The sequence below is a fragment of the Acinetobacter sp. ANC_7655 genome (assembly GCF_056784015.1).
This window is the reverse complement of record NZ_JBWYJB010000021.1, coordinates 1-8,494: the sequence shown is the minus strand read 5'-3', so window position 1 is coordinate 8,494 and position 8,494 is coordinate 1. Positions and strand designations below refer to the sequence as shown.

At 35.6% G+C, this 8,494-nt stretch carries 7 protein-coding genes; 5 read left to right on the top strand and 2 right to left on the bottom strand.

All coding sequences use genetic code 11. The features are described 5' to 3' along the window. The first annotated feature begins 127 nt into the window (after nt 1–127). The 4 genes from AC1M9N_RS14335 to AC1M9N_RS14320 all read left to right on the top strand — a co-directional run bounded on the left by AC1M9N_RS14335 (nt 128) and on the right by AC1M9N_RS14320 (nt 5,211). Entirely contained in the window at nt 128–1,042 is a 915-nt protein-coding gene (locus AC1M9N_RS14335; protein WP_035270297.1) for a LysR family transcriptional regulator, read from the top strand. 386 nt (nt 1,043–1,428) lie between these two features. Beyond that, nucleotides 1,429–2,799 (top strand): aromatic acid/H+ symport family MFS transporter, encoded by a 1,371-nt coding sequence (locus AC1M9N_RS14330; protein WP_481588077.1) that lies wholly within the window; start codon nt 1,429–1,431, stop codon nt 2,797–2,799. 83 nt (nt 2,800–2,882) lie between these two features. Further along, nucleotides 2,883–4,154, top strand: coding sequence for a DcaP family trimeric outer membrane transporter (locus AC1M9N_RS14325; protein WP_481954960.1), 1,272 nt, complete (start codon nt 2,883–2,885; stop codon nt 4,152–4,154). A 163-nt stretch (nt 4,155–4,317) separates the two neighbouring features. Continuing rightward, nucleotides 4,318–5,211 carry a LysR family transcriptional regulator gene (locus tag AC1M9N_RS14320; RefSeq protein WP_092766282.1) on the top strand — a complete coding sequence of 298 codons (894 nt, stop codon included), beginning with the start codon at nt 4,318–4,320 and terminating at the stop codon, nt 5,209–5,211. A gap of 91 nt (nt 5,212–5,302) precedes the next feature. Here the strand turns inward: AC1M9N_RS14320 and AC1M9N_RS14315 are convergent, their stop codons facing one another. Further along, nucleotides 5,303–6,064 carry a 3-oxoacyl-ACP reductase gene (locus AC1M9N_RS14315; protein WP_180029055.1) on the bottom strand — a complete coding sequence of 254 codons (762 nt, stop codon included), beginning with the start codon at nt 6,062–6,064 and terminating at the stop codon, nt 5,303–5,305. A 78-nt stretch (nt 6,065–6,142) separates the two neighbouring features. Next, nucleotides 6,143–7,213, bottom strand: a complete 1,071-nt coding sequence (locus AC1M9N_RS14310) for a zinc-binding metallopeptidase family protein (protein WP_481588080.1) — start codon at nt 7,211–7,213, stop codon at nt 6,143–6,145. A gap of 321 nt (nt 7,214–7,534) precedes the next feature. Between AC1M9N_RS14310 and AC1M9N_RS14305 the strand changes: the two genes are divergently transcribed. Further along, on the top strand, nt 7,535–8,494 hold a 960-nt coding region (locus AC1M9N_RS14305), incomplete at its 3' end, for a BapA/Bap/LapF family prefix-like domain-containing protein (protein ID WP_481954959.1).

Sequence of the window (8,494 nt, the reverse complement as noted above, 5' to 3'; positions counted from 1 at the left end):
CTGATGTAATCATTTCCACTCTACGCATTCTTGCATTGTGTATTTCATGTGGTATACCTTAAAAGAATGCAAAAATAGAGTCGAAGATCATTTTTGCATTTTAATATATTTTAAAGGTATGGAAGTCATGGAGCTTAGACATCTACGATATTTTGTCGCAGTGGTAGAAGAACAAAGTTTTACAAAAGCAGCCGAAAAGTTATTTATTGCGCAGCCACCATTAAGTAGACAAATTCAAAATTTGGAATCAGAGCTTGGCATTGCTTTATTTGAGCGAGGTAGCCGTCCATTAAAAACAACACAAGCCGGTTATTTCTTTTATCAGCACGCAGTGAAATTACTTGCCAATGCTGAAGAAGTTAAGTCTATGACAAAGCGTATAGGTCTAGTTGAACGTACAGTAACAATGGGGTTTGTCGGGTCACTGCTTTATGGGCTGCTTTCTAAAATTGTATATTTATATAGGCAGCAGCAACCCCACTTAAAGATTGAACTTGTTGAAATGACCACGTTAGAACAAGTTAAAGCACTCAAAGAGGGGAAGATTGATGTTGGATTTGGGCGGCTTAGAATTTCAGATCCAGCATTGAAGCGAATTTTGCTTCGTGAAGAGCGCTTAATGATGGCAGTGCATGCAAGTCATCCTTTAAGTTTAAAAAAAGAAGGTGTTTATCTATCTGATATTTCTGATGAAAATATTTTTTTATACCCTAGCCATACAACCCCTAGCTTTGCAACTCAAGTCCAAGCCTTGTTTGCAGAATATAATTTAGAACCTAAAAATATTCGTTTGGTGCGAGAAATTCAGCTATCTCTTGGTTTGGTTGCAGCTGGTGAAGGTATTTGTATTGTCCCAGAAAGTGCGAAATCAATTCAGCTATCCCATTTGCTTTACATCCCAATTTTAGATGAAACTGCAGTAAGTCCAGTATTTATGACGATACGTAATCTAGATGAGAGCGAGGACATCATGTCTCTAATAGATTGTATTTACCAAGTGTATGATTTAGAAGCAATTAAGTATGATAGAAATTTAATTTAGATAGGGTCTAATACAATAATTAGACTTAGGTCTAAAGCTATTGGATAAAAAATAGCAATCAAAAATCTTAAATACTCAAAATAACTACGACTTTAGCTTATGCCCCGAAAAGGGGCTTAATTTTTTTTGATAAATTTCAAACAAATAATTTTAACTTTAAAGAAAAAGTAGGTTGCAATAAAAAATTCAAATTAGAAATTCTCAAAGAATTTTTTTTTTAAGTAATTATTCGTCTAATTTTTATTCAATCATAATAGAAATAAGCCCTCGAGATTATTTAGACCTTGAAGGTATATATATAGATATATTCGGTTTTGGACATTTTTTCAGCTTTAAGTCAATGTTGCGTCATATTTTTGGAGAGTTTATTTGCAGGAGGCGCAACTTTGGAAGCAAACAAATTAAATATCAATCGTGTGATTGATGATGCTAAGTTCACACCATTTCATTGGGGTGTATTGTTTTGGTGCTTATTGATTATTATCTTTGATGGTTATGATCTTGTCATTTACGGAGTTGCATTACCTTTATTAATGCAGGAATGGGCATTAACTTCAGTACAAGCTGGATTGTTAGCAAGTACAGCTTTATTTGGGATGATGTTCGGTGCTATGTCATTTGGTACATTATCAGATAAGCTTGGTCGTAAAAAAACCATCATGATTTGTGTGGCAATCTTCAGTGGATTTACATTTTTGGGGGCATTTGCATCAAATCCGACTGAATTTGGTATTTTACGCTTTCTTGCTGGTCTGGGTATTGGCGGTGTGATGCCTAACGTTGTTGCTTTAATGACTGAATATGCACCTAAGCGAATTAGAAGTACTTTAGTTGCTCTTATGTTCAGTGGATATGCAATTGGTGGTATGACGTCAGCATTATTAGGTGCTTGGTTAGTTCCACAATATGGCTGGAAAATTATGTTCTATATCGCTGCATTGCCTTTAATCGCATTGCCGTTGATTTGGAAATTCCTACCAGAATCTTTGATGTACCTGACCAACAAAAACCAAACCGAGCAAGTGCGAATTAATGTTAAGAAAATCGCACCTGAAAAAAATATTACTGCTGACACTCAATTTGTATTAGATGAAGTCACAGCAGGTGATGAAGCTCCTTTAAAAGCATTATTCCAGCAAGGTCGTACCTTCAGTACTTTCATGTTCTGGGTTGCATTCTTTATGTGTTTACTCATGGTTTATGCTTTAGGAAGCTGGTTGCCAAAACTGATGATTCAAGCGGGTTACTCGCTTGGTGCAAGTATGATCTTCCTATTTGCATTAAATATCGGTGGTATGGTGGGTGCAATCGGTGGTGGATATCTTGCAGATCGTTTCCACATCAAAAAAGTACTCACAATTATGTTCGTGTGCGGTGCACTTGCACTTATCCTTCTCGGCTTTAATAGTCCACAAATCGTGTTGTATACGCTAATTGCAATCGCGGGCGCTGCAACGATTGGCTCACAAATTCTACTTTATACATTCGTCGCACAATATTATCCGTCGACAGTTCGTTCAACAGGTATGGGTTGGGCATCTGGTATTGGTCGAATTGGTGCAATCGTAGGTCCAGTACTCACTGGTGCTTTGTTAACCATGGAACTTCCGCACCAAATGAATTTCTTGGTCATCGCAATTCCTGGTGTGATTGCAGCGTTAGCAATTTTTATGGTGAATCTGAAAAATTCAGTAGATGGTAAAATTGCTCAGGAAGAATCTGTACACTCTTCTAAAGTCGTAGAACAAACTCAGTAAAAATTCTTTATAAATAAGACAGCTGCCAGAAGGTGGCTGTTATTTAGACTTTTAAACCATTTTTTAGGATAAGAGAGATTAGGATGATCTTTTCAAACAAACCTTTTACTTTAAGTTTAATCTCATTAGCTGTTTTAACATCTACTGCAGCATACGCGAATAGTCCACAACAGTCTGAAATAGAGCAACTACGTCAAGAAATTGAAGCACTTAAATCAATGATGGAACAACAACAGAAGAATGCTGTTGTGCAGGCAAAATCGATTGAGACATTAAAGACAGAATCTGTTAACCCCCAACCAAAACTCAATGTTGGTAAAGATACCACTTTTAATTTTTATGGAAATGTTCGTCTAGATGCTTCATATCAAGCTGAAGGTAGTGGGTTAGATCGCCTATATAATAATATTAATAAGGTTCCTTTAGCCGGTAATAATGAGGCGAGTGATCAGCTTAAGTCGACTCTATCAGCAACACGTTTAGGTTTGGATATTCATAGTCAAATTAATGATAAAAAAGTTTCAGGTAAAGTTGAAGTCGACTTTTTGGGTGGAGCTGGATTAGATAATCTTCGTATACGTCATGCTTATATGAATTACGATAAATGGTTAATTGGTCAAACTTGGTCTAACTTTGCTGTGCCAGACTATATGCCTGAAACGATTGATGCCTTAGGTTATGTGGGGGGTGCTGTAAAACGTACACCTCAAGTTCGTTATAGTATGAGTTTAGCACCTGCAACAGGCTTGGTCCTTGCAGCAGAAGATCCAAAAGATGGATTATCTAAAATGCGTACACCTGCAGTCACAGCGCGATTGAATCATCAATTAAATGATGATGCTAAACTCAGTTTACGTACTATGGTCAATGAAAAGAAAACAGAAGTTGATGAAGTCGTTGCATGGGGCGTAGGACTTGGTATGCAATATAAGTTAGCTCCTTCAACTACACTGAAAGCTGACTACTATCATGTAAAAGGAGATAGCAGTTTCGTTTCATGGACGAATCCTGGTATCAGCCGTAACTCATCTGGTGAAATTTTAGATGAGAATGAATTTGACTCGATTACCATAGGTCTAACGCAGCAATTTAATCCTCAATGGCGTGGAACTGTTGGTTTTGGTTATATGAATCAAGATGTGACAAATGCTTATCGAGGTGGTGCAGTAAATCTGACAGAGATCAATAAGGAGCTTTGGCAAGGTTGGGTCAATGCATTCTATAGTCCGATCAAACCGATTAGCCTTGGATTGGAATATGTGTATGGTGAGCGTAAAGCTGTAGTATCTGCACCAAATGGTTCTAACACAGGTGAGGATAATCGTGTAAGTGCTGTAGCAATTTATAATTTCTAAATTATTCAAACTTGAATGATGATAAAAAGAGCGATTTTTCGCTCTTTTTTTATGGGATGGTTTTAGAGAATGTCAGAATAGATCCTAGAAAAAATAAAAATATAAAAGTACTATGAGATCTTATTTACTTTACATTTTCATCTACTAGGAGAAGGCGCGTTTCGTGTACGAATTAGATTGCAAATTACTCAGTATTTTTTTTCATGTTTATAAATTTAAAAGTGTCTCAGTTGCTGCTGAGCAATTGCAGATGAGTCAACCTGCTGTAAGTAATATTCTTAATAAAATTCGACAACATTATAACGATCCGCTTTTTTTAAGAATTGGGAATGAAATGATCCCGACGGAATTATCAAAGCAATTATTCCCATTGGTCAGTGAAGCATTAAGTAAAGTTGAAGCGATTAATAATTTTACGATCGATTTTGATGAAGCTATATCAGATCAACAATTCACCTTGGCGATGACTGATGTTTCGCATTTAGTATTACTGCCTAAGATTTCCCAATATCTAAAAGCAAAAGCATCTCATGTCAGATTAAATGTGCGTCCAATAACTTCTGAAACAAGTTATCAAATGGCAAATGGTGAAATTGATCTTGCATTAGGATTTCTGCCTCATTTGGAAAATGGCTTTTATCAACAAAAACTATTCGAGCAATATTATGTTGTAATTGCAGCAAAAGATCACCCTCGTTTAACGGGAGATTCAATCAGCAAAGAGCAGTATTTGGCAGAATCACACATTGATATTGATGCGGGAATGGGGCATTACCATATTGAAAATGAGCTGTTAAACCTTGAACTTAAAAGAAATATTTTAATGCGATTACCAAGTTATCTTGGTGTTGGTCTTGTTGTTCAAGAAACTGATGCGATTGCTACAGTGCCTTACTATCTAAGTGAAGTTTTATTATCACGAGGCAATTTAAAAATCTTTGATGCACCTATTGCTTTCCCGACATATGGTGTTAAACAATACTGGCATATGTCCTGTCATCATAAGACCAGCCATCAATGGCTTAGACATATGTTTCATGAAATCCTTGTAAAATAACACTCATAAATACTCTATGAGCAAGCGATTGGGGTTATATAGGTAGGCTATTCCTTAAATAAAAAAATAGCCTAAGCTCTAAGCATCGTTATTAATTTTTAACTAAACCGCCATCCACTATTAAATTTTGACCAGTGACAGCTTTGGAGTACGGTGACAAAAACATTAAAATGGCTGAAGCAAACTCATCAGGAGTGACTACTTTACGCAAGGGAGTAGCGGAAGCAATATAATCAAAAACTTCCTGTGGCGTGCTTTTACTTGCATCAGTTTGTTGAAGTAATCCACCAGACAACATATTGACATTAATTCCAAACTCACCTAATTCATGAGCACATGTTCTCGTCAATGCGAGAAGGGCAGATTTTGCAGTAGTATAGTCATGATATGGCACAACAGGATTTTGCACCAAGTTTGTTCCTATATTCACAATTCGACCGAATCGATTAGCTTTCATGTCGGCTAAAGCGGCTTGAGTGGTATTAAGGGCAGCTTTGACAGCACCCTCAAACTGAGTGTGCATATCATTCCATTGTATTTGTGAAATATTTGGTCTTGCATCCCCGTTAAATTTAAATCTAACGAGTGCATTATTCACAATTGAATGAATAGCTTCACCAAAATGCAGTTTGGCAGCGTTAAACATTTCTGAAACTTGATCTGCATCAGTAATATCCGCTTGATAACTAAAAACTTGATCAGGATGTGAAAGTTTTAATGTCTTAGCGGACTCATGACTACTATGATAATTGACAACGACACGAGCGCCTTCGCTCAATAATGCCTTGGTAATAGCCAAGCCAAGGCCTCGTGCCCCACCTGTAACGAGTACAATCTGTTCGTTTATTTTCATTTACACACAATCAATAAGACTTGGTGAAGATTGTATTTAAATAATAAGTAACTTCAACCTTTGATAAAGCAAAAATATTTATTTTTGAAATGAAATTTCTAATAGTTTGTGATGAATAAATCTGAGCTTGTCTAAGACTTTATCTGATAGCGTAAATGGGTATGCATCATCTAAACCCATACTGCGATTAAGTGCATTTAAGTTAAAAGTGATGGTTAACCAGTTTTGTAAAACAGTTTCAAAGTTTTTAGCACCAATCGGATTTTCTTCGATCGTCATACTTGGGAGATCAGCACGTTTAGATTGAACACTCAGACCCGCATAGTATGCTGTTTCTAAGGTATCCATCATATGTAAATAATGTGCCCAAGTCTCAGCCCAATCTTCCCATGGGTGAGCACTCGCATAGGAACTAATAAAATTTTTCTGCCAGTCTATGGGTGGACCTTCGTGATAATGTCGCTTTAAAGCCTCAGCATAATCTTGTCGTTCATCTCCAAACATTACTCTGAACGCATCAATCAGATCTGGTCGAAGCTGTTGAATGAGATCGAAATAGTAATGCCCGCTTTCGTGGCGAAAATGACCGAGTAGGGTTCGATAGTTTTCACCCATTTTTATTCGGGTTGTTTCGCGGTATACGACGTCTGCTTCGCTTGCATTTAATGTAATTGTACCTTGAGCATGACCAGTTAAAACAGGAAGATCTGGTTCGGGCATCAAAAAATTAAATCTAAGTCCAAATTGATCATGATCATTTTTTTTTGGTCTCGGCATGATATTTAGTTGTTGCATCATATAAAGGAAACGACGCTTCGCATGCTCTAATCTGCTCCAATAGATGGTGTGATCAGGATTATTTAAATTTGGAATAATAGAGGTTAGTTTGCAAGAGTCACAGTAAATATCAGAACTTTCTGCAGGAATCATCCAATTGCATACATGATGATGCAAATAATTAAAACAGGGTTTATAGAGTTTACTTTTGAATTTGGGATTAATAGATTTCCACAATTGACTAGTATGTTTATGGAAACTTCCCATTTCTCTTTCTTCTACAACATATCCTAAATTAATTCCACAATGAGTACATGTAGAATTCATAAAAAAGATTTGCCGATTGCACTGCGCGCAAGAAAAATATTTCATAAAAATTATTCATTTTTTTGAGATTATACCATTGCTTTTTTCAAAAAAAAATTTGTGTTTCTGATATTAAATAATGAAAATTAAAAGCAAGAAAAATGATGAACAATAAGTAATCAACGTATTGAATTTGTAAATAGCAGTATAATTAAGATCATTTAGTTACTGTATAAAATAAAATCAATTTTATTAAAAAATAGTGTGATGCAAATCACAATATATTGAAATATATGATTTTTAATCTAAAAAAATCTTGATTAGAAAACTAAATGATCGTTTAATGCTATCAAGTAAAATTTCTTTAAATCTATGGGTATTTTGTATATGCAAACTCAGATTATCTCAAAAAAAACCTTGAATAATACGATCACTTCAGAAAGCAATATAATTAAAATTGTTGAAGACTCAGTTGTAATGATCGACGTGGCTCCTGAAGATGTTCAAGAGCTGATTGTGAATGATAATCAGGTCATTATTAAACTTAATAATGGGGAAACAATAACCCTAGAAAACTTCAATTATGAAACATCTGATTTAGTTTTCCGTAACCAAAATAGTGAGATGTTTGTTCTTGATTTCAAAAATGTAGAATACAACCCTTTAGAAAGCATAGAAGCGTTACTAGAAGGTGGTGCTGGAACTGGCGCTACAATCTTAAATAATTGGTTAGCTGGTGGTGCACTTGCACTAGGTGCAGTTGGAGTTGGCGTTGCTGTATTTGATGCTGCTAATGGATCAAGTGACACAAAACAACCTTCCAAAGATCTCAGCAAATTAGTTGATGCAATCAATGATGCTAAAAATTCATTAAATCAATTGGATGGTGATGAAAAACAGCGAGTTGAAAATGCTATTAATGATGCAGAAGCTGTTTTAAAAGACCCAGAATCAAGTCAAGAATTACTTGACCAGACGGCTGATGATTTAATTTCTATTGTTGAAGATGCTTTAAAAGATCAAGAAGCTAAAGATGCTGCTAAATTAGAAGAAGCAATTAATAATCTTGAAGCTGATTTGGAAAATGCAAAGGATAAGTTGGAAAATGAAGATCCAAATGATCCATATACTGATGAAACTAGATCAGAATTAGAAAAAGAAATTGAAGAAGCTCAAAAGCTTGTAGATGACTTTAATAATAATATTGGTGACAAGCCAAGCATTGATGATGTAAATAATGCTCGTGATGAACTAAATAATGCTGTGGATAATCTTACTAATTTAGATTTTTCAGCAGCAACACAAGCGGTTCAAACTGCAGAAGCTAAGCATGATGAATTGGTAGAG

What these genes read in the sequence shown, in the direction of transcription:
- AC1M9N_RS14310 (WP_481588080.1), bottom strand. Translation starts at nt 7,213, where the DNA reads ATGAAATATTTTTCTTGCGCGCAGTGCAATCGGCAAATCTTTTTTATG.
- AC1M9N_RS14335 (WP_035270297.1), top strand. Translation starts at nt 128, where the DNA reads ATGGAGCTTAGACATCTACGATATTTTGTCGCAGTGGTAGAAGAACAA.
- AC1M9N_RS14315 (WP_180029055.1), bottom strand. Translation starts at nt 6,064, where the DNA reads ATGAAAATAAACGAACAGATTGTACTCGTTACAGGTGGGGCACGAGGC.
- AC1M9N_RS14325 (WP_481954960.1), top strand. Translation starts at nt 2,883, where the DNA reads ATGATCTTTTCAAACAAACCTTTTACTTTAAGTTTAATCTCATTAGCT.